The organism is Stenotrophomonas sp. YJH_SMC_46, assembly GCF_059370315.1.
In genome coordinates this window covers 642,741-665,134 of record NZ_JCAFTO010000003.1, presented here as the reverse complement: position 1 = coordinate 665,134, position 22,394 = coordinate 642,741, and the positions used below count along the sequence as shown (strand labels likewise).

17 protein-coding genes are annotated in these 22,394 nt (G+C 66.9%); 10 read left to right on the top strand and 7 right to left on the bottom strand.

Features of this window, described 5'->3' with window-relative positions:
- Nucleotides 1-4 precede the first annotated feature (4 nt).
- Nucleotides 5-1,690, bottom strand: a complete 1,686-nt coding sequence (gene rpsA, locus AC5P8C_RS12665; RefSeq protein ID WP_005416230.1) for a 30S ribosomal protein S1 — start codon at nt 1,688-1,690, stop codon at nt 5-7.
- 198 nt (nt 1,691-1,888) lie between these two features.
- Nucleotides 1,889-2,566 carry a (d)CMP kinase gene (cmk, locus tag AC5P8C_RS12660; protein ID WP_019661298.1) on the bottom strand — a complete coding sequence of 226 codons (678 nt, stop codon included), beginning with the start codon at nt 2,564-2,566 and terminating at the stop codon, nt 1,889-1,891.
- 197 nt (nt 2,567-2,763) lie between these two features.
- Here cmk and ykgO point away from each other — a divergent pair, with 197 nt between their 5' ends.
- The 6 genes from ykgO (at nt 2,764) to AC5P8C_RS12630 (ending at nt 7,262) form a co-directional block, all read left to right on the top strand.
- Nucleotides 2,764-2,889: a type B 50S ribosomal protein L36 gene (gene ykgO, locus AC5P8C_RS12655; RefSeq protein WP_005409283.1), complete on the top strand. Its 126-nt coding sequence runs from the start codon at nt 2,764-2,766 to the stop codon at nt 2,887-2,889.
- Nucleotides 2,890-3,064: 175 nt separating this feature from the next.
- Nucleotides 3,065-3,364, top strand: coding sequence for a hypothetical protein (locus AC5P8C_RS12650; protein WP_227837998.1), 300 nt, complete (start codon nt 3,065-3,067; stop codon nt 3,362-3,364).
- Between the two features lie 39 nt (nt 3,365-3,403).
- Complete coding sequence (locus tag AC5P8C_RS12645; protein ID WP_019661297.1) at nt 3,404-4,441, top strand: agmatine deiminase family protein; 1,038 nt, start codon at nt 3,404-3,406, stop codon at nt 4,439-4,441.
- Nucleotides 4,442-4,605: 164 nt separating this feature from the next.
- The gene (locus tag AC5P8C_RS12640; RefSeq protein WP_164146922.1) at nt 4,606-5,493 is read left to right on the top strand and encodes a carbon-nitrogen hydrolase; all 888 of its coding nucleotides are present in this window, start codon (nt 4,606-4,608) and stop codon (nt 5,491-5,493) included.
- Between the two features lie 13 nt (nt 5,494-5,506).
- Nucleotides 5,507-6,037, top strand: coding sequence for a GNAT family N-acetyltransferase (locus tag AC5P8C_RS12635; protein ID WP_019661295.1), 531 nt, complete (start codon nt 5,507-5,509; stop codon nt 6,035-6,037).
- Nucleotides 6,038-6,041: 4 nt separating this feature from the next.
- Nucleotides 6,042-7,262, top strand: coding sequence for a TraB/GumN family protein (locus AC5P8C_RS12630; protein WP_019661294.1), 1,221 nt, complete (start codon nt 6,042-6,044; stop codon nt 7,260-7,262).
- 255 nt (nt 7,263-7,517) lie between these two features.
- On the opposite strand, the gene AC5P8C_RS12625 is transcribed toward AC5P8C_RS12630, so the two are convergent.
- From AC5P8C_RS12625 to AC5P8C_RS12615, 3 genes are read right to left on the bottom strand one after another with little or no spacing between them, the layout of a single operon-like run.
- On the bottom strand, nt 7,518-10,604 hold the full coding sequence (locus AC5P8C_RS12625; RefSeq protein ID WP_019661293.1) for an efflux RND transporter permease subunit: 3,087 nt from the start codon (nt 10,602-10,604) through the stop codon (nt 7,518-7,520).
- On the bottom strand, nt 10,601-14,062 hold the full coding sequence (locus AC5P8C_RS12620; protein WP_154081354.1) for an efflux RND transporter permease subunit: 3,462 nt from the start codon (nt 14,060-14,062) through the stop codon (nt 10,601-10,603). Before AC5P8C_RS12620 ends, AC5P8C_RS12625 begins: the two co-directional genes overlap by 4 nt.
- A 56-nt stretch (nt 14,063-14,118) precedes the next feature.
- Nucleotides 14,119-15,270: an efflux RND transporter periplasmic adaptor subunit gene (locus AC5P8C_RS12615; protein ID WP_495218869.1), complete on the bottom strand. Its 1,152-nt coding sequence runs from the start codon at nt 15,268-15,270 to the stop codon at nt 14,119-14,121.
- Nucleotides 15,271-15,475: 205 nt separating this feature from the next.
- Between AC5P8C_RS12615 and AC5P8C_RS12610 the strand changes: the two genes are divergently transcribed.
- Nucleotides 15,476-15,871 (top strand): c-type cytochrome, encoded by a 396-nt coding sequence (locus AC5P8C_RS12610; RefSeq protein ID WP_019661290.1) that lies wholly within the window; start codon nt 15,476-15,478, stop codon nt 15,869-15,871.
- Between the two features lie 9 nt (nt 15,872-15,880).
- Entirely contained in the window at nt 15,881-16,342 is a 462-nt protein-coding gene (locus tag AC5P8C_RS12605; protein ID WP_005416218.1) for a c-type cytochrome, read from the top strand.
- A 154-nt stretch (nt 16,343-16,496) separates the two neighbouring features.
- Here AC5P8C_RS12605 and AC5P8C_RS12600 read toward each other — a convergent pair whose 3' ends face one another.
- Entirely contained in the window at nt 16,497-18,380 is a 1,884-nt protein-coding gene (locus AC5P8C_RS12600; protein ID WP_019661288.1) for an ATP-binding cassette domain-containing protein, read from the bottom strand.
- 410 nt (nt 18,381-18,790) lie between these two features.
- A complete protein-coding gene (locus tag AC5P8C_RS12595; protein WP_019661287.1) occupies nt 18,791-19,666 on the bottom strand; it encodes a LysR family transcriptional regulator in 876 nt (291 codons plus the stop codon).
- Between the two features lie 102 nt (nt 19,667-19,768).
- Here AC5P8C_RS12595 and AC5P8C_RS12590 point away from each other — a divergent pair, with 102 nt between their 5' ends.
- Together AC5P8C_RS12590 and dbpA are read left to right on the top strand one after the other, a co-directional pair.
- Nucleotides 19,769-20,848, top strand: a complete 1,080-nt coding sequence (locus tag AC5P8C_RS12590) for a YeiH family protein (protein WP_019661286.1) — start codon at nt 19,769-19,771, stop codon at nt 20,846-20,848.
- 155 nt (nt 20,849-21,003) lie between these two features.
- Complete coding sequence (dbpA, locus tag AC5P8C_RS12585) at nt 21,004-22,380, top strand: ATP-dependent RNA helicase DbpA (protein ID WP_495218867.1); 1,377 nt, start codon at nt 21,004-21,006, stop codon at nt 22,378-22,380.
- Nucleotides 22,381-22,394 lie beyond the last annotated feature (14 nt).

Genomic DNA, 22,394 nt, shown 5'->3' with positions numbered 1-22,394 from the left:
CCGATTACTCGGACTTGTTGCCGTTCAGCTGTGCACGCAGCAGTGCACCCAGCTGGGTGGTGCCGCTGGAAGCCGAAGAGGACTGGTATTCCTCCAGCACTTCGCGCATTTCCGCGTCGTCCTTGGCCTTGATCGACAGCTGCAGGGTACGGCCCTTGCGGTCCATGCCCACGAACTTGGCTTCGACCTTGTCGCCGACCTTCAGGTGCTGGGTGGCGTCGTCAACGCGCTCGTTGGCGATGTCGCGGGCCGAGACGTAACCTTCGATGCCGTCAGCCAGCTCGATGATCGCGCCCTTGGCGTCGACTTCCTTCACCACGCCTTCGACCTTGGAGCCCTTCGGATTGGCAGCCATGTACTGGCCGAACGGATCCTGCTCCAGCTGCTTCACGCCCAGGGAGATGCGCTCGCGCTCCGGATCGACAGCCAGGACGACGGCGTCCAGGGTATCGCCCTTCTTGAAGTTGCGAACGACGTCTTCGCCGGTGGTGTTCCAGCTGATGTCGGACAGGTGGACCAGGCCGTCGATGCCGCCGTCCAGGCCGATGAAGATGCCGAAGTCGGTGATCGACTTGATCTGGCCCGACACCTTGTCACCCTTCTTGTGGGTGGCAGCGAAGGTTTCCCACGGGTTGGCGGCAACCTGCTTCATGCCCAGCGAGATGCGGCGACGCTCTTCATCGACGTCCAGCACCATCACTTCGACTTCATCACCAACCTGCACAACCTTGGACGGGTTGACGTTCTTGTTGGTCCAATCCATCTCCGAGACGTGCACCAGGCCTTCGACGCCCGGCTCGATCTCAACGAACGCACCGTAATCGGTGACGTTGGAGACCTTGCCGAAGACGCGGCTGTTGGCCGGGTAACGACGGCCGATGTTGTCCCACGGATCCTCGCCCAGCTGCTTCAGGCCCAGCGAAACGCGGTTGCGCTCGCGGTCGAACTTCAGCACGCGGACGTCCAGCTCGTCGCCGACGTTCACGACTTCCGACGGGTGACGCACGCGCTTCCACGCCATGTCGGTGATGTGCAGCAGGCCGTCGATACCGCCCAGGTCCACGAACGCGCCGTAATCGGTCAGGTTCTTGACGACACCCTTCAGGATCGCGCCTTCCTGCAGCTTGTCCATCAGCTGCTCGCGCTCTTCCGAGTGCTCGCTTTCGACGACAGCGCGGCGCGAGACCACGACGTTGTTACGCTTGCGGTCCAGCTTGATGAGCTTGAACTCGAGCTCCTTGCCTTCCAGGTAGGCCGGATCGCGCACCGGGCGCACATCGACCAGGGAACCCGGCAGGAAGGCGCGGACATCCTTGATGTCCACGGTGAAACCACCCTTGACCTTGCCGCTGATGCGGCCGGTGATGGTTTCGTTCTTTTCCAACGCTTCTTCCAGCTCGTCCCACACCATCGCGCGCTTGGCCTTCTCGCGCGACAGGACGGTTTCGCCGAAGCCGTTCTCGATCGAGTCGAGGGCGACCTTGACGATGTCGCCTTCGGCGACGTCGATTTCGCCAGCGTCGTTACGGAACTGTTCGATCGGCACGATGCCTTCGGACTTCAGGCCAGCGTTGATCACCACGACGTCGCCGCGGACTTCAACAACGGTACCGCTGACGATGGCGCCCGGCTTCAGCTTGGCCAGGTTGGCCTGGCTGGCTTCAAACAGTTCGGCAAATGATTCGGTCATTAGATTTACTCTGTTGGACACATGGGTCGGTGGCGTCCCCTTCAGGGGAATGGCGACCGCCCGCCTGTTGGTCGACCCCGGAAACGCAGGTCGTGTGTAGTAGGAAAACCGCCACGCATCAGTGCGCGACGGAGCGGGTACAGCACTGCTTTGCGCGACCACTGCCGATGCGGCTGGCAGTGCTCCCGCGCGAACGGATCAGGCAGCCGGAACCGGAAGCAGATCCATCACTCGGGCAACGACATCATCGATGCCGATGCCTGTGGTGTCGATGAGGACAGCATCGTCTGCCGGCTTCAGGGGCGCCACGGTACGCTGGGCATCACGGGCGTCGCGGGCCATGATCTCGCGCAGGAGGTCATCAAAGTTAACAGAAACCCCCTTGTCTTTCAACTGCTTATGCCGGCGCTCGGCGCGCTCCTCGGCGCTGGCGGTCAGGAAGACCTTGTGGGGGGCATCCGGGAAGATCACCGTGCCCATGTCGCGGCCGTCGGCGACCAGGCCCGGCAGCTCCCTGAATGCGCGCTGCCGCTCCTTCAGGGCGGCCCGGACCTCGGGGATGGCGGCGATGGCAGAGGCCAGGGCGCCGGTGGTCTCCAGGCGCAGCTCGTCGGTGGCATCGGTGCCGTTGACCATGACCCGCATGGCATCGCCCTGCTCGACAAACTGAACATGGGTATCGAAGGTGCAGCGCACCAGCGCCGAGGCGTCGGAGGTGTCGATGTCGGCCCAGCTTGCGGCCACGCCCACCGCCCGGTACAGCGCACCCGAATCCAGGTAATGCCAGCCCATGCGGCGCGCGATGATGCGGCTGATGGTACCCTTGCCGGCCCCGGATGGGCCGTCGATGGTCAGGACGGGAGCGAGTGGATTCATGGGGGTCCCAGAGCGTGTGAAGGGGTCATTCTAGCCCCTGCCAGACGCCCCCAGCGGGGTCTTTTGTGCAACCACTTGAAACCACGAGGAAAAGCCCGGTAGAATGGCGGGCTTGAACGAGCGTCAACTGCCGATTGTCTTTCGCATATCGCGGCCACGCTCCACCCGAACAACTACTGTTTACGCCGAGGTATGCCATGAAAGTCCTGTCCTCCCTGAAGTCGGCGAAGGCCCGTCACCGCGACTGCAAGGTCGTCCGTCGTCGCGGCAAGATCTTCGTCATCTGCAAGTCGAACCCGCGTTTCAAGGCGCGTCAGCGCTAAGCCTCACAGCCTTCCGGCTGCGGCTGGCCCTACGCGGGGCCGACCCGATGCAAGAAACCGCCTTCGGGCGGTTTTTTGTTTATGCGGCTTTTTCCTGCCGTTTTTGCTGTAATCGCCTTTCTTGACCACTGGGGAGTAGATCGAGATGAAGCGTTACCTGTCCGCCCTGGCCGTAATGGCCACCCTGGCCGCCGCCACGCCGGCGCTGGCCGATACCCTGCTTGTCGACCGCGCCCGCGAGAAGCCGGCCGGTGCCCTGCCCGTGCGCGGCCAGAGCATGCAGCAGGTACAGGCGCAGTTCGGCGCGCCGAGCGAACAGCTGCAGCCACGCGGTGGGCAGAAGCGGCAATGGCCGACCATCAACCGCTGGGTGTACCCGCAGTTCACCGTCTACTTCGAGAAGCAGAAGGTGATCGACGTGGTGGCCAACCAGGCGGACCCGAACGAAATCGGCCCGAAACCGCCGATCCGCTGATCCCCTTACCCGCCGTGGGCGGGCCTGTGTAGCGAGACCATGAACCAGACCCTTCGTTTTCCTGCCGAGTGGGAAGCCCAGAGCGGCGTCCTGATTGCCTGGCCCACCGCCGATACCGACTGGGCTGACCGCCTGGGCCAGGTGGAAGAGACCTACATTGCCCTGGTCGCGGCCATCACCCGCTTCCAGCCGGTGCTGATCTGCGTGGCCGACGACGATGTGGAGACCTACGCCGAGATGCGGCTGCGCTCCAACCGCATCGACATGGACAAGGTCCACTTCACCACGGCGGCCTACGACGATACCTGGCTGCGTGACTCCGGCCCGATCACCCTGCGCCGTGCCGACGGCGGTTTCCAGCTGCTGGATTTCCGCTTCACCGGCTGGGGCGGCAAGTTCGACGCCACCCTGGATGACCAGCTGGTGGGCGTGCTGGACCAGGCCGGCGTGTTCAACGACGCGCCGGTGCGCAGCATTCCGTTCGCGCTGGAAGGCGGCGGCATCGAGACCGACGGCGAAGGGACCCTGCTGACCACCTGGAAGTGCCTGCACGAGCGCCACCCGGACCGCGACCGGGCAAGCCTGAGCGCCGACCTGGCCAACTGGCTGCAGCAGGACCGCGTGCTGTGGCTGGACCACGGCTACCTGGAAGGCGACGACACCGACGCCCACATCGACACCCTGGCCCGTTTCGCCTCGCCTGACAGCATCGTCTACCAGGCCTGCGACGACGCGAGCGACTCGCACTACGCCGAACTGCAGGCGATGGGCAACGAACTGGCCGCGCTGCGTACCAAGGATGGGAAGCCGTACCGCCTGTTCCCGCTGCCGTGGGCACAGCCGGTGATCGACGAAGGCCGCCGCCTGGCGGCGTCGTACGCCAATTACCTGATCATCAACGGCGCGGTGCTGATGCCGGCCTACGGCGATCCGGCTGATGACCTGGCCCGCGACGTGCTGGCCCAGGCCCATCCGGGCCGCGAGATCGTGCAGGTGCCCTGCCGCTCGCTGATCTGGCAGAACGGCAGCCTGCACTGCATCACCATGCAGCTGCCGGAAGGGCTGTTGAAGGCATAAGCCGGACCGGTAGCGCCGGGCCAAGCCCGGCGAGCGCAGCGACGACCTGAAAATCCGCCGGGCATGGCCCGGCGCTACCGTGTGCGGTCGCCATTCAGCGCGCAACACGCTGCGGCCGCCCATCCGCGCTAACATGCAGGTTTTCTCCCGCAGGAACGCCCCGCATGAACTCGCGCAGCCCCCTTACCGTCGCCCTGGTCCAGGAGCGCAACCACGGTGATGCCGCCGCCAACCTGGCGGTGATCGAAGCACGCGTGGCCGAGGCGGCTGCGCAGGGTGCCAAGCTGGTGCTGCTGCAGGAACTGCACAACGGTCCGTATTTCTGCCAGCACGAATCGGTCGATGAGTTCGACCTGGCCGAACCGATTCCGGGCCCGAGCACCGAGCGCCTGGGCGCGCTGGCGAAGAAGCATGGCGTGGTGCTGGTGGGCTCGCTGTTCGAGCGCCGCGCTGCCGGCCTGTACCACAACACCGCCGTCGTCTTCGAGAAGGACGGCACGTTGCTGGGCAAGTACCGCAAGATGCATATCCCGGACGACCCGGGCTTCTACGAGAAGTTCTACTTCACCCCGGGCGACATCGGCTTCAAGCCGATCGACACCTCGGTGGGCCGCCTTGGCGTGCTGGTGTGCTGGGACCAGTGGTACCCGGAAGCGGCACGCCTGATGGCGCTGGCCGGTGCCGAACTGCTGCTCTACCCGACCGCGATCGGCTGGGACCCGGACGACGTGCAGGACGAGAAGACCCGCCAGCGCGACGCCTGGGTGCTGAGCCACCGCGGCCACGCCGTGGCCAACGGCCTGCCGGTGCTGAGCTGCAACCGCGTCGGCCACGAGGCTTCGCCGCTGGGCGCGTCGGGCATCCAGTTCTGGGGCAACAGCCACGTGCTCGGCCCGCAGGGTGAGTTCCTGGCCGAAGCCGGCACCGACGCCACCGTGCTGCTATGCGATGTCGACCTGCAGCGCAGCGAGCACGTGCGCCGCATCTGGCCGTTCCTGCGCGACCGTCGCATCGACGCGTACGGTGACCTGCTCAAGCGCTACATCGACTGAGCCGGAGCCGCGCATGGCCGTCCTCATCCGTGATGTCGGCCCGGCCGACATCGCCGCGATCACCGCGATCTATGCGGTGGAAGTGACCGACTTCGTCAACACCTACGAGTACGACATTCCGGACGCGACCGAGATGCTGCGCCGCATGCGCGACATTGTTGATCGCGGCTTTCCCTACCTGGTCGCCGAAATCGACGGCCAGGTGGCCGGCTACGCCTACGCCAACACCTACCGCACCCGCATTGCCTACCAGTGGACCGTGGAGAACTCGGTCTACGTCAATGCCGCGTTCCAGGGCAAGGGCGTCGGCACCAGCCTGCTGCAGGCCCTGATCGATGCCTGCGTGGCGCGTGGCTACCGGCAGATGGTGGCCGTGATCGGCGAACCGACCAACACCGCCTCGATCAAGCTGCACGAACGCTTCGGCTTCGAGCTGGTGGGCGTGTTCCGTGGCCTCGGCCGCAAGCATGGCCGCTGGCTGGACACCGTGCAGATGCAGCGCGCGCTCGGCGATGGCGCCGAAACCGCACCTTTCAATGAATGAACCCATGACCGAAACCCTTCCCGAGACCGGCGACGATCTGTTCGCCGGCCAGCCGGTGCGCGTCGTCGAACGCGACGGCGTGCGCTACACCCTGCTGGGCACCGCCCACGTTTCGCGCGCCAGCGTCGAAGCAGTGGAGAAAGCCATCGACAGCGGCCGCTTCGATGCCGTTGCCGTTGAACTGGACCCGCAGCGCCTGCAGGCGCTGAGCGACCCGGATACGCTGGCCAAGCTCGACCTGGTCGAGGTGATCCGCAAGGGCCGCGTCGCCCTGTTCGCCGCCAACCTGGCCCTGTCCGCCTACCAGCGCCGCCTGGCCGAACAGCTCGACATCGAGCCCGGTGCCGAGCTGAAGCGCGCGGTGGACCTGGCGCGCGAGCGCAACCTGCCGGTGCACCTGATCGACCGCGAGGTCGGCCTGACCTTCCGTCGTGCGTCGCAACGGCTGGGCTTGTTCGGCAAGCTGAAGCTGGTTGCCGGGCTGGGCGCGGGCCTGTTCTCGTCGGAAGAAGTGGGCGAGAACGAGATCGAGAAGCTCAAGCAGGGCGACATGCTGGAATCGAGCTTCGGCGAGTTCGCCAGCGAGAGCCCGGCACTGTACGAGACCATCATCGGCGAGCGCGACCGCTACATGGCCACGCGCCTGCGCGAGGAACACGACCCGCAGCAGCGCGAAGTGCTGGCGGTTGTGGGTGCAGGTCACCTTGCAGGCCTGGCACGCCACCTGGAAACCGACACCGAGGCACCGGCACCGCTGCGCGCCGAGCTGGAGGCGGTGCCGAAGAAGCGCAACATTCCGTGGTTCACGCTCGGCATTCTGGCCATCGTGGCGACCGGCATCGGCGTGGGCTTCTACCGCGGTGGTCTGGGCGTGGGCACCGAACTGCTGGCGACCTGGGCGATGTATACCGGCGGCTTGGCGGGCCTGGGCTGCCTGCTGGCAGGCGGTCACCCGCTGAGCATCCTCACCGCCATCGCGGTGGCCCCGTTCAAGCCGTTCCGCCTGAGCATCCCGACCGGCGCATTCTCGGCGCTGGTGGAAGCGCGCCTGCGCAAGCCGGCGTACGAAGACTTCCTCAAGCTGCGCGACGACGCGCAGAGCCTGAAAGGCTGGTACCGCAATCGGGTCACGCGCGTGGTGCTGACGTTCATGCTGACCAACATCGGCAGCATGCTCGGCCTGTGGCTGACCACGTTCAAGGTGTGGGGCAAGGTGGCGGGGTAAACCCCTCAACCGGCCACAGAATCTGTAGCGCCCGAGCCCACGCTCGGGCGACGCGGCGACGCGGCGAACAGCAGCCGAGCATGGCTATGCCGGCCGTCCTGGCCGACACCCTCCGGGCCGTCGCAAGCGACGTTGGCAGCGGCTCCTGCCGCTGCCTTCGGTTCTACAGAGACAAACAGACGCGGCGAGCCAAAAAAAGGGGGAGGCCGCCCCACTACGACCGGCCTCCCCCACACCACAACACGTTGTCGCGCATTACGGCCGGGCAGCGCCCGGCTCTACCCTCTCCACACCTCGGGCACGGCGGATCAGCCGCGTCACCGCACTGCGCAGGTCATCCAGCACTGCATAGATGGTCGGCAGGAACAGCAGGCTGACCACGGTGGAGAACGCAAGCCCGCCGGCAATCGCGCGCGCCATCGGCGCGTACTCCGGACCATTGCCGAACATCTGCGTGTTGGTCAGCGAGATCGGCACCATCGCCAGGATCGCCGTGCCCATCGTCATCATGATCGGGCGCAATCGCTCGCGTGAGCCCTCCACCAGCGCCTGGGTACGGCCCATGCCGCTGCGCCGCAGGTTGTTGATGTGCTCGATCATCACGATGCCGTTGTTCACCACCACCCCCATCAGCACAAGGATGCCGATGAAGGACATGATCCCGAACGAGGTGCCGGTGATCCAGAACAGCCAGAACACGCCGAAGATCGAGAACAGCACGCCGCTCATGATCGCCGCCGGGAACAGCAGCGACTCGAACACCGCTGCCATCACCACGTAGATCATCACCAGCGCGATCAGCAGGTTGAACACCATCTGCTGCATGGCTTCGTCATCGTTGCCGTAGTCGCCGCCATCGAAGGTGAAGCCATAGCCGGCCGGGAAATTCATCGGCTTGAGCACCGACTCCATCGCCTTGCGGCCATCCGGCGCGGTGACCTTCTCGGCCAGGTTGGCCTTGATGGTCAGCGTGGTCTGGCGGTTGGTGCGGCCGATCTGGGTGGCCGACGAACCGACGTCAACGGTGACCAGGCTCAGCAGTGGCACGCTGCGGCCGTCGCCGGTGCGCACGCTGAAACCGGCCAGGTCTTCCGGGCTGCTCTGCTCGGCACCCGCGAAACGCACCCACACCGGCACTTCGTTGTCACCACGGCGGAACTCGCGCATCGGTGCACCACGCAGGGCCAGGCCGACGAAGCTGGCCACCTGCTCGGCATTGAAACCGAACGCCGCAGCACGCTCGCGGTCAACGCGCACCTTCAGCTCGCCGCCCTTCTCACCATTGTCGATGCGCACATCGCGCAGCTCGGCACGCTGGGCCAGCAGCGGCACCACTTCCTGGCCGATCTCCTGCAGCATCGAACTGGAGTCGCCGACCAGCTGCACCTGCACGCCCTGGTTGCCGCCACCGCCGCCATCACCGCCCTGGTTGCCGACGAAGTAGTCGGTGCGCGCCGACTTCGGCAGGCCCTTGCGCAGCTCTTCCTGCAGCGCCTTGATGTCCTTGGCGTACTTCTCGTCCAGGGTGACCACCGTCGAGCTGCCTTCCTGCTCGCTGTACCAGGAGTACACCTGCTTGACGTGCAGGCGCTCGCGGTTGGCGTCGATCCAGTTCTCCACGCGCGCCACCTCCTCGGACATCTGCCGATAGGTATAGGCGCCCTTCCACATGTAGCCGATGAAGATGTCCTTGCCGCCATCACCGCCGAACATGTCGACCTTGGTCAGCTTCATCGGCACCAGGCTGACCAGCACCACCAGCACGATGCCGAGCAGGCTCCAACCGCGATGGTGCAGCGACCAGTCCAGCAGTCTGGCGTAGCGGCGCTGCAGCCGCGCGATCAGGCCGGTCTGCGAGTGCACCAGCTTGGGCGTGGCCATGCGCGCGGACAGCATCGGGATCAGGCTGACCGCGACCAGCCACGAGGCCAGCAGCGAGACCGAGATGGTGATCGCGATCTGCGCCATGAAGATGCTGATGTTGTTGGTCTCGCCGAACAGGTTCGGCACGAACACGATGCAGTGGCACAGCGTGCCGGCGCTGAGCGCGATGGCCACGTTGCGGGTGCCGATGATCGAGGCCAGGCGCGGCTGTCCCGGCATGCGCTCGCGCTCCTGGTAGATGCTCTCCACCACCACCACGGCGTTGTCGACCAGCATGCCCACCGCCAACAGCAGGCCCATCATGGTCAGGATGTTCAGCGTCACCCCGACGAAGTACATGAAACCCAGGGTGATGGTGAAGCAGATCGGAATGGCCAGGGTCACCATCAGCGTGGACGGCCAATGGCGCAGGAAGAAGAACAGCACCGTCACCGACAGGATCAGGCCGACCGCACCGGCCTCGGCCAGTTCCAGCAGCGAGGAGGTCACCGCCTTGCCCTGGTTGTCGATCACCTTGATCTGCACGTCGCGCATCGATGCTTCGGCACGGATCGATTCGACCTCGGCCAGCGCCGCGCGCGAGACTTCCACCAGGTTGGCGCTGCGCTCCTTGAAGATGTCCAGGCCGACGGCCGGGTTGCCGTCCAGGCGGCGCCCGTAGTTCATCCGCGCCGGCTTCAGGCGCACGTCGGCGATGTCGCCCAGGCGCAGGCCCTTGGCGTTGATCACCAGGTCGCGCATTTCCTGCAGGTCGGTGATCTCGCCCACCGGCTGCACGCGCACGCGCTGGCCGTTGTCGTCGATCTGCCCGGCCGAGATCGAGAAGTTCAGCGTGCGCAGGCGCTCGCTCAGCTCGTTGATGCTCAGCCCATGCGCGTTGAGCCGGTTCGGATCGATGGCGATCTCCACCTCGTTCGGCGGCGCGCCGGTGATGTCGACGCGGGCCACGCCGGGGATGCGCTCGATGCGCCGCTTGAACTCGCGGTCGAGCATGTCGTAAGCGGTGGTCAGGTCGGTGGTGCTGGCCAGGCGCACCTTCAGCACCGGCTGGTCGCTGCTGGACCACTTGAACACGTTGTAGCGCTGCAGGTCATCGGGCAGGTCGCTGCGGATCGCATCGATGCGCTCGCGTGCATCGGACGCGGCGATGGCGATGTCCCGGTCCCAGTCGCTGAACTCGATGAAGATCAGCGCCGCCTCGGAGGTCGCCGACGAGCGCATCCGCTTGATGCCGGTCATCGTCGCCAGCGATTCCTCCACCGGGCGGATGATGGTCCGCTCCACTTCCTCCGGGGTTGAACCGGTGTACGGAATCTGCACGAACAGGAACGGCGCGGAGATGTCCGGCAGCGCTTCCAGCGGCAGCCGGAACGAGGCGATCAGGCCGATCACCACCAGTGACACGAAACACATGATGGTGGTGACCGGACGGCGGATGGAGAACTCGGCAACACTCATGCCGGTTCCTCCGCACCCGCCGCGCTGCCTGCTGCACCCGGCTCGATCTCGCCGGCGTGCTTGCGGCCACGCTCGCGGTAGTAGGCGTCACCGCGCCGATCCATCAGGTCGTATACCACCGGGATCACCAGCAGGGTGAGCAGGGTTGACACCAGCAGGCCACCGATCACGGTGATCGCCATCGGTGCACGCACTTCAGCGCCCTCGCCCATCGCCACCGCCAGCGGCAGGAAGCCGAACAGCGTGCACAGGGTGGTCATGATGATCGGCCGCAGGCGCGAGCGCGCCCCTTCCACCAGGGCCTCGTGCTTGGCCACGCCGGCCTCGCGCAGCTGGTTGACCTTGTCGATCAGGATGATCGCGTTCTTGGTGACCAGCCCGACCAGCAGGATCAGGCCGATGAACACCACCACCGAGATGGGCTTGCCGGTCAGTGCCAGCGCCAGGATGGCACCGACCAGCGCCAGCGGAATGGTGAACAGGATCACGAACGGGTGCAGGAGCGATTCGAACTGCGAGGCCATCACCAGGTAGACCAGGAAGATGGCCAGGCCGAAGGCGAAGATCAGCGACTTCGCCGCCTGCGCCAGCTCCTCACCCTGGCCACCGATGTGCAGGCCGACACCCGCGCCCAGCGGTTGCTCGGCGACCATCTGCTGCACTTCACGCATGGCCGCACCCAGATCGATGTCGCGCAGGTTGGCCGAGACCACCGCAACGCGGGTCTGGTCGGCACGATGGATCTCGCTGGGGCCAGTGGTGGCAACCACGTCGGCAACCGCGTCCAGCGTCACCGGACGGGTACTGCCGGGATTGACGATCAGGCGGCGGATGCTTTCCACGCTGGCACGATCACCTTCCTGTGCACGCACCAGCACGTCGATCTTGCGGTCGCGGAAGCTGTAGCGGGTCGCCACGTCGCCGCGCACCTTCTTCACCACCACATCGGCGATCTGGCGGGTGGTCAGGCCCAGCGCACCGGCACGCTCCTGGTCGAAGCGGATCTGGATTTCCGGGAAGCCCTCTTCCACCGTCGACTTCACGTCAGCGTAGTGCGCATTGCCACGCAGCATCGCCGCCAGGCGCTGGCCAGCCACTTCCAGTGTCGCCATGTCCTGCCCGCGCAGCTCGATTTCCAGCGGCGTGGAGAAGCTGAACAACGCCGGCCGCGCGAAGTCGACCTGTGCGCCTGGATGCTGGCCCATGGTGTCACGCAGGCGCTCGGTGATCTCCGCCTCGGTACGCGCGTTGCCGCCGCCTTCCATCACCACGGTCAGCTTGCCGATGTTCTCGCCGCTCTCGGTCGGGCTGGCATCCAGGCGGGTGCCGCTGCCGCTGACGCCATACAGCGAGGCCACGCCCTCGCCGTTGCCGTGGGCCAGCTGCAGCTCGCGCACCAGCGCATCGGTCTGCTTCAGCGGCGTGCCGGCCGGCAGCTTCACCGTCATTTCGAAACGGTCCTGCGCCAGCTGCGGGATCAGGTCGGCACCAAGCATCGGCACCAGCGCTATGGTCGCCACGAAGATGATCGTGGCCACGCCCAGCACCTTGCCCGGATGGGCCAGCGCGCTCGGCAGCAGGCGCAGGTAGCCGCGCTCGGCACCGGCATAGGGCTTCATCGCCAGATCGCTGGCCTTGCGCATCACCGGGCCAACCACGGCCACCACGCCACGCCACGCCCGCACGACCAGCCAGGCCAGTGCATAGAAGCTCCAGCGCGCGGTCGCCACGGCACCACGGCGACCCAGCGCCACCGGCTTCTGCCAACGGTTCTGCGGCTGCCACGGTTCGTTCGGTGCCTCTTCCGGGAACGCCAGCGGCGGCCGTCCCTTCAGCGAGCTCAGCATCGGGATCAGGGTCATCGACACCAGCAGCGAGATCGCAATGGCGATCGCCACGGTCAGTGCCTGGTCGCGGAACAGCTGGCCGGCGATGCCATCGACGAACACCAGCGGCAGGAACACCGCGATGGTGGTCAGGGTCGAGGCGACCACCGCCATGCTCACTTCGCGGGTACCGACGATGGCCGCCTGCAGGATACCCAGGCCACGCTCACGCGCCTTGGCGATGCTCTCCAGCACCACGATCGAGTCGTCCACCACCAGGCCGGTAGCCAATGCCAAACCGCCCAGCGACATCACGTTCAAGCTGAGGCCGAGCTGGCCCATGAAGAAGAACGTGGCGATGATCGAGACCGGCAACGACAGGCTGATCACGAAGGTGCTCCAGCCATCGCGCAGGAACAGGAAGATGATCAGTATCGCCAGCAGGCCACCGATCACCGCATCCTTCTTGACGTCGGCGATGGCGTGCTCGATGAAGCGCGACTGGTCCTCGATGGTGGTCATCTCGACATCGGACGGGAACGTGCCCTTGATCTGCTCCAGGCGCTTGCGCAGCGCTTCGGCGGTGGACACGGTATTGGCGTCGCCTTCCTTGTAGATCGCCAGTTCCACCGATTCCTTGCCGCCCAGGCGGATCACCGCTTCACGCTCCTTGTAGCCCTGGCGCACGGTGGCCACGTCCTTCAGGCGCACCGGCACGCCGTTGGCGACCACGCTGGAGCCACTACCGGACGATGCGCTCTGTGCCGCCGACGCCGCCGCGATGGCCGCCGCCGACCCGGTCGACGCGGCGATGTTGAACATCTGCTGCAACGCCGAGTCGGCCGCGCTGCCGTTCGAGCCCTGGGTGGTGACCAGCAGGTTGCGGATTTCCTCCAGGTCGGCGAACTGGTTGACGGTACGCACCAGGAAGCGCTGCGAGCCCTCCTCCAGGCGGCCACCGGAGATGTTGATGTTCTCGTCCTTCAGGCGCTTGATGACGGTGTCGATCGGCAGGTTCAGCTGGGCCAGCTTCTGCTGGTCGATGTCGACCTGGATCTCGTCCTCGAGGCCGCCACCGACCTTGACCGCTGCCACGCCGGTGACCGGCTCCAGCTTCTTCTTCAGGTCTTCATCGGCATAGCGGCGCAGGCCGGTCAGCTCGCGGATCGCATCGGCATCGGTGGCTGGCGCGTCCTTGCTCGACAGCACCAGGCGCATGATCGGCTCGGTGGATGGATTGAACCGCAGCAGTACCGGGGCCTTGGCCTCCAGCGGCAGGTTCAGCGCTTCCATCTTGTCGCGCACCTCCAGGCTGGCCTGGTCCATGTTGGTGCCCCAGGCGAACTCCAGCACCACATCGCTCTGGCCGGTGCGCGAGACCGACTTCAGCTTGCGCAGGTTCTTGACCACGCCCACCGCTTCTTCGACCGGCTGGGTGATCAGGGTTTCGATTTCAGTCGGCGCCGCACCGGTGTACTCGGTGCGCACGGTCAGCGTCGGGTAGCTCAGGTCGGGCAGCAGGTTGACCTTGAGGTTGCCCAGCGCGATCAGCCCGAACAGCAGCAGGGTGACCGTGCACATGGCAATGGTCACGCGGCGGCGGGTAGCGAACTCCACCAGGCCGCCGCGCATGCCGGCGGCGGCACCGTCGCTCTCCGGCGAGGCACCGTGGTCGTGGCCCTGGGCGGTCATTGCTTGCTCCCGGCCTTGTCTGCCGGCTTGGCTGCCGCTGCGACCGTCTTCGCCTTTGCCTTCGGATCGGCGATCACCTGCACTGCGGTACCGTCGCGCAGCGCGACCTTGCCGGCGGTGACCACCTGATCACCGGCCGCCAGGCCATCACGGATCTCCACCCACGGGCCCTCGGCGTAACCCAGCTTGACCGGAACGCGTGCGACCTTGCCTTCGCGCACCCGGAACACCGCCGGGTCACCGTCGTCGAGCAGCGCCAGGCGCGGCACCACCAGCGCATCGGCACGCTGGTCGTAATCGATGCGGATGCGCCCGAACATGCCGGGCTGCAACGCGTGGTCAGCGCCATCGAAGGCGCTGACCACGCGAAACGTGCCGCTGCCCGAATCCACCACCGGCGCGATGCGGTCGACGGTGCCGGTGAAGCTCTGGCCCGGCAACGCGTCGGCGGCCAGGGTTACCGGCTGACCGGCACGCAGCGTGGCCAGCTCGCGTTCGGGCACGTTGAGGGTGGCTTCCAGGCGCGAGTTGTCGACGATGCGGAAGATCGGCGTGTTGATCTGGACGAAGTTGCCCGTCTTGATCGAGCGCGAGGCGATCACGCCGGAGATCGGCGCCACCACCGTGGTATAGGACAGTTCCAGCGTGGCCAGGCGGTACTGCGCGCGGACGTTCTCCAGGTCGAAACGCAGCTGGTCGACATCGGCCGCACTGACCATCTGCTGGCCGACCAGCTTCTGCGCGCGCTGGTAGTTGTTCTCCAGCTTGCGCATCTGCGCTTCGCTCTGGGCTACGGCCAAGCGTGCGCGGTCCGGGTCCAGGCGCACCAGCGGCTGGCCGGCGGTGACCCGCTGGCCTTCCTCGACCAGCACCGCCAGCGCCACACCGGAGGTCTTGGCCACCACCTGCGACTCGGCGCGTGGTTCCAGCGCGGCGGTGCCTGTGTAACTGGCCGCGACCGCGCGATGGCTGGCCACGGCCACTTCGACCGGGACCGCATCGACCTTCTTCTCCTCCTTGGTGTCGGCGGCCTTGGCTTCGGAATTGGGCCCTGCGGCGCAACCGCCCAGCAGCAGGGAGGTGGAGATCAGCAGTGCGGCAGCGCAGATTCCGCTGCGACGGCCGGACGGGAAGGTTGGGTGCGACATCGTCAGGTCCCTGGAGGATGCGTGGACAGGTGTGGTAGCAAAGTAATGCACCACTTCACGGCCACACCATATCCCAAAGGTCATGGTGCCTTCACGCCACCGGTCGGACCGACCCCATTTCAGCTAGATGAAACCTGAGGCTATACTCGGGTCGTTCCGTACCCCACGCCGGAACGACCAGACCCGAATCCCCGGAAACGACACCATGCGCCCGCAGCCGCTCGCCGCTTGTCTCGCTCTGGCCGTCCTCCTGCCCCTTGGGGCCGCCGCACAGCCCGCTCCTGCTTCTGCTCCCGCCACACCTGCCCCGGCCCCGGCTCCCGCCGCCGCGCCGGCGCCTGCCGCGCCCACCGGCAACTTCGACAATGGCCGCGTGCTGGCCTACACCTGCCAGGGCTGCCACGGCATCACTGGCTACAAGAACGCCTACCCCAGCTACCGGGTGCCGAAGATCGGCGGCCAGACCCAGCAGTACCTGGCCCAGGCCCTGGCCGAGTACCGCCAGGGCAAGCGCCGGCATCCGACGATGCAGGCGCAGTCGATGAGCTTCAGCGAACAGGAGATCGCCGATCTCTCTGTTTACCTGTCCACCGTCAAGTAAGGCCCGCCCATGTCGAAAGCCGCGCATCCGATGCGTCATGCCATCGCCCTGTCCGTTGCCCTGCTGCTGGCCGCCTGTTCGCAGTCGCAGGTGGAAAACAGCGAGAAATCTGCCGCCGACCCGGGCCACGCCAGCGGCGAACACGGCTCTTCGTCTTCGGCCGGCCTGCCCGCAGGCCGCGAGGCCGCCGGTGAAGCCCGCGCCAAGGTGAAGGGCAAGGCCACCAACCAGAGCTGCATCGACTGCCACGGGGCCGATGGCAATGCGCCGATCGATCCGACCTACCCGAAGCTGGGTGGGCAGTACGGCGACTACCTGGCGCATGCACTGCAGGCCTACCGCGCCGGTGACCGCCAGCATGCGCTGATGACGCCGCAGGCGAAGGACCTCAGCGATCAGGACATCGCCGATCTGGCGGCGTATTTCGGCAGCCGGCCGAGCCAGCTGCGGGATCTGCACGGGGTCAAATGACGGCCGGCCCCCCGGTCGGTGCGGACCGTCGGTTGGTAGGTGCGGACCGTTGGTCCGCACAGATTCCGGATATCCACGCATGGCGTGGATCTGCTGAGCCGAGCGTGGGCTCGGCTCTACATCAATCGGCGCGATCGCTGGCGCCGGTCAACGCTCAGCCTTCCAGCTCTTCCCAGCGCGCGTAAGCGGCATCCAGTTCGGCCTGCACCTTGGCCAGCTGCTGGGTGTGCGCCGTCACTTCAGCACTGCTGCGGGTGTAGAACGACGGGTCGTTCATCGCCGAGGTCAGGCCTTCGACATCGCCTTCCAGCTTCTCGATGGTCTTCGGCAGCTGCTCCAGTTCGCGCGCTTCCTTGTAGGCCAGCTTGCGCTTGGGTGCGGCCGGAGCTGCGGTAGCCGGGGTGGCCGGCGCAGCGGCCGCCGGCTTGGCCGCAGGGGCCGCGGCAGGCGCTGCGATGCTGGCCGCATAACGCTGCCAGTCGCTGTAACCGCCCACGTACTCGCCGATCACGCCATCGCCCTCCATCACCAGCGTGGAGGTGACCACGTTGTCGATGAAGTCACGGTCGTGGCTGACCAGCAGCAGGGTGCCGGTGTATTCGCCCAGCAGCTCTTCCAGCAGCTCCAGGGTTTCCACGTCCAGGTCGTTGGTCGGTTCGTCCATCACCAGCAGGTTGGACGGCTGCGCGAACAGCTTGGCCAGCAGCAGGCGGTTGCGCTCGCCACCGGACAGGCGGGTAATCGGCGCACGCGCACGTTCCGGGGTGAACATGAAGTCCTGCAGGTAGGCATGCACGTGCTTGCGCTTGCCGTTGAACTCGAGGAAATCGCGGCCTTCGGCGACGTTCTCGATCGCGCTCCAGTCTTCGCGGAGCACCGCGCGGTACTGGTCGAAATACGCGATCTGCAGGTTGGTGCCGGCATTGACTTCGCCCTTGGCCGGCTGCAGCTCGCCCAGCAGGAGCTTCAACAGCGTGGTCTTGCCGCTGCCGTTGGGGCCGATCAGGCCGATGCGGTCGCCGCGCAGAATGGTCGTGGTGAAATCGCGGACCATGGTGCGCTCGCCGAAGGCGAACGAAATGTCCTTGACGTCGATGACCTTCTTGCCGGAGCTGATGCCCTGCGCGGCTTCCATCTTGACGTTGCCGCTGAGATCACGGCGCTGCGAACGCTCCACGCGCATCGCCTTCAGGCGGCGCACGCGGCCCTCGTCGCGGGTGCGACGGGCCTTGATGCCCTGCCGGATCCAGACTTCTTCCTGCGCCAGCAGCTTGTCGAAGCGGGCGTTTTCCTGCGCCTGCGCATTGAGGCGTTCCTCGCGGCGGCGCTCGTAGTTGGCCCAGTCGCCTGGCCAGCTGGTGACCTGGCCGCGGTCGATCTCGACGATGCGGGTGGCCAGGGCACGCAGGAATCGACGGTCATGGGTGACGAACACCACGCTGCCGCTCCAGCCCTTCAGGAACGCTTCGAGCCAGTCGATGGCCTCGATGTCCAGGTGGTTGGTCGGTTCGTCCAGCAGCAGCACATCGGGGCTGGACACCAGCGCGCGGGCGAGCAGCACGCGGCGCTTCATGCCGCCGGACAGGCGGCCGAACTCGGCCTCGCCATCCAGGTCGAGCTTGGTCAGGGTTTCGCTGACGCGCTGGTCCAGGCCCCAGCCGTTGGCGGCATCGATCTTGGCCTGCACGTTGCCGAGGGCTTCGCCATCGAAGACTTCGGCATGGCTGAGGTGGTGGAATTCGGCCAGCCACTGGCCCAGCTCGCCGAGGCCATCGGCGACGACGTCGAACACCGAGCCGGCGGCGCCGTGCGGCACTTCCTGCTCCAGGCGGGTGACGCGCACGCCCTGCTGCACGCGGACTTCGCCGTCATCGGGCTTGTGGTCGCCGGACAGCAGCTTGAGCAGGGTGGATTTGCCGGCGCCGTTGCGGCCGATCAGGGCGATGCGTTCGCCCGGCTCGATCGACAGTTCGGCTTTTTCCAGCAACAACGGGCCGCCGACGCTGAAGTCGACGTTCTGCAGAGTAATCAGAGGCATCCGGATATTGTACGGGTTGGGGGCGTCGGCCGGGTTGCACCCGGCACCCGCGGTAGTGCCGGCCGCTGGCCGGCAACGTCAACGGCAACGTCAAAAGCTGGTTTCCTGTGGGATGCCGGGGCGGTGCGGGTCTGCAGGACACGCCGTAAACCCCTCCTTGGGGGCTCGATGGCGCCATCCATGGCGCCAACGGTCCTGCAGACCCACACCGCCCCGCCTCTGACAGTTTCCCGCGATCTGTCGGAACGGCATTCTGCGCGGGTGGGTGTCGACCTTGGTCGACACGGCAGATCCAGGCCACGCGTGGATGAGCGCTGCAAGGCCTGTCGATCTGTCGGGGTCGGATCCCGTTGCTGCGCAACGGGCTCTGACCCCTTCGTGGAATTCGCGCAGTGCAAGACCGATCCCTGCTACTCCACGTCCCCCAGCAACGCCTGCAACCCCGGCAGCCACTGCTTGCCGGGATGCCGTACCAACCACAGGGTGCGCTGCAGGGGCGGCAGCGGGGTCTCCAGCACGCGCAGGCGGCCCAGGGCCAGCGGCTCTTCCAGCGCGTGGCGGGAAAGGCAGGCCAGGCCGAGGCCGGCGATGGCGGCCTGCTTGATCGCCTCGGTATTGCCCAGCTGCAGGGTCTGGGCGAAGCCGCGCAGGTGCGGCAACAACGCCTGCTCCACCGCTTCGCGGGTACCCGAGCCGGGCTCGCGCAGCAGCCAGCGTGCACGGCGCAGTTCGTCCAGCGTCCAGCATGCGGGGGCGTCGGCGGCGGCGACGATCACCAGCGGGTCCTGCTGCCAGGCCGTGACCTGGAGGCCACGCTCGTGGCACGGGCCTTCGATCAAGCCGGCGTCGACGTCCAGGCGCTGCACGGCGGCGACCACGCCAGCACTGTTGTCGATGCGCAGATCAACCTCGGCCTGCGGCGCCTGTCGCAGCAGCTCGGCGATGCGCGGCGGCAACAGGTAGTTGCCGATGGTGGTACTGGCGGCCAGCACCAGCCGCAGCGGCGCGCCCTGCCCCGGATCGCCGCCGGCGGCCAGCTGCCGCTCCAGGTCGGCGGCGTTGACCAGCAGCGTGCGGGCCGGCTCCAGCAGCGCGCGGCCGTGGCCGTTCAGGGCCAAGCGGCGGCCGATGCGGTCGAACAACGGGGTACCGAAGTGTGCCTCCAGTTCCTGCAGCGCAGCACTGCTGGCCGACTGCGATAGCGCGATGGCTTGGCCAGCGGCGGTGGTGCTGCCGTGATCGGCGATGGCGACGAAGACCTGAAGCTGGCGCAAGGTCAGGCGCATGTCATTTACCCGCTTGATAGGTAGATTTCACCCATATTATTCGTTTTACAGGTCAGCCATGCAGGCGCACGCTTGCCTGGCCATTCCAGACCTGCCGTTGCCATGAACGCCCCCGCTCTCTCCCCCTGGTCCCTGCCCGCTCTGCGCCAACGCTGGCTGCCGCGCCTGCCCGGCCTGCTGCTGGTCGGCCTGGTCGCGGCGGCGTCGCTGTACCTGGCCGAGCTGCCCTGGCTGCAGGCACACGGCTTGAGCGCGCTGACCGTGGCCATCGTGGCCGGCATCGTGGTCGGCAACACCTTCTACCCGCGGCTGGCACCGAGCAGCGCGGCGGGCGTGGGCTTTTCCAAGCACTGGCTGCTGCGTGCCGGCATCGTGCTGTACGGCCTGCGCCTGACCTTCCAGGACATCGGCCACGTCGGCGTCAGTGGCGTGCTGATGGACGTGCTGGTAGTGGCCAGCACCTTCGGCCTGGCCTGCTGGCTGGGCGTGCGCGTGTTCAAGATGGAACGCGAGGCGGCGATGTTGATCGGCGCCGGCAGCGCAATCTGCGGTGCAGCGGCAGTGATGGCCGCCGAACCGGTAGTGCGTGGCCGTGCGGCGCAGGTCACGGTGGCGGTCTCTACGGTGGTGGTGTTCGGCACGCTGGCGATGTTCCTGTACCCGGCGCTGTATGCGCTGGTGCAGTCGCACGGCTGGCTGGCGATGGACGCGCGGCAGTACGGCCTGTTCACCGGTGCGACGGTGCATGAAGTGGCACAGGTGGTGGCGGCCGGCCGTGCGGTCAACGAAGCTGCGGCTGATACTGCCGTGATCACCAAGATGGTGAGGGTGATGCTGCTGGCACCGTTCCTGGTCGCCCTGTCGCTGTGGCTGGCGCGTGGCGGCGAGGCCAGCGCCGACGGCAGCAAGGCACGCATCGTGGTGCCGTGGTTTGCGTTCGGTTTCGTGGCGGTGGCCGGGTTCAACTCGCTGCACCTGCTGCCGGCCGGCCTGCAGGCCGGGCTGGTGCAGCTGGATACCGTGCTGCTGGCGATGGCGATGGCCGCGCTGGGCCTGACCACCCACGTCTCGGCGCTGCGCCAGGCGGGCCTGAGGCCGCTGCTGCTAGCGCTGATCCTGTTCGCCTGGCTGCTGTTCGGTGGCCTGGCGATTCATCAGGGCGTGCTGGCGGTGCTGGGCTGAGCAGGAGCGTGCCGACCAGCCGTCGGCACCCACCCGTAGATCCACGCCATGCGTGAATGGCGGGCCCAGTTGGGGGTCAGAGCCCTTTCCTGCGGAAAGGAGGCCGACCCCACCCCATCAGGCGGGACCGGCCGCGCAGGCAGGTACAATGCGCCATGACTGACTTCTCGACCCTGCCGCTGAGCCCGGCCCTGCAGCCCGGCCTGGATGCCCTCGGCTACACCACTCTTACCCCTGTGCAGGCGCAGAGCCTGCCGGCCATCCTCGATGGCCGCGATGTGATCGCACAGGCGCCGACCGGCAGCGGCAAGACCGCCGCCTTCGGCCTGGGCCTGCTGCAGGCCATCGATCCCAGCCTGATCCGCGTGCAGGCACTGGTGCTGTGCCCGACCCGCGAACTGGCCGACCAGGTCGGCAAGCAGATCCGCAAGCTGGCTACCGGCATCCCCAACCTGAAGCTGTTGCTGCTGGTGGGCGGCGTGCCGCTGGGCCCGCAGCTGGCGTCGCTGGAAGGCCACGACCCGCACGTGGTGGTCGGGACGCCCGGCCGCGTGCAGGAGCTGGCGCGCAAGCGCGCGCTGAATCTTGGCGCGGTGCGCACGCTGGTGCTGGACGAAGCCGACCGCATGCTCGACATGGGCTTCGAGGAACCGATCCGCGAGATCGCCGGCCGTACCCACAAGGATCGACAGAGCCTGCTGTTCTCGGCCACCTTCCCCGACAGCATCCGTGCCATGGCACGCGACCTGCTGCGCGACGCGGTGGAAGTGACCGTGGAAGGCGCCGACCAGGCCCCGGCCATCCGCCATATGTTCTGCGAAGTGGAACCGGCGCACCGGCAGAAGGCGCTGGCCGGCCTGCTGCTGAAGTACACGCCGGAATCGGCGGTGGTGTTCTGCAACACCCGCAAGGACGTGGACGAAGTGGCGAACTCGCTGCAGCAGTTCGGCTTCTCGGCACTGGCCCTGCACGGCGACATGGAGCAGCGCGACCGCGAGGAAGTGCTGCTGCTGCTGGCCAACCGCAGCTGCAACGTGCTGGTCGCCAGCGACGTGGCCGCGCGCGGCCTGGACGTGGAAGAGCTGGCCGCGGTGATCAACTACGAGCTGCCGATCGACGTGGAGAGCTACCAGCACCGCGTGGGCCGTACCGGCCGTGCCGGTGCCAGTGGCCTGGCGATCAGCCTGGTGGCCGGCCGCGAGAAGACCCGCGCCGAAGCGATCGAAGCACAGATGGGGCAACCGCTGGATTGGCAGAAGACGCCGCTGGCGACGGCGCGCCCGGCCGAGCTGCCGCAGGCATCGATGCGCACGCTGCGCATCGATGGCGGCAAGACCGACAAGCTGCGCCCGGGTGACATTCTCGGCGCATTGACCGGCGACGCCGGCCTGTCAGCCAAGTTCATCGGCAAGATTGCGATCTTCCCGACCCGCTCCTACGTGGCGATCGCCCGTGAGCAGGCCAACAAGGCCGTGGCCAAGCTGGAAGCCGGCAAGATCAAGGGCCGTCGTTTCCGCGTGCGGATGATGTAAGGAACAGGGTGGTC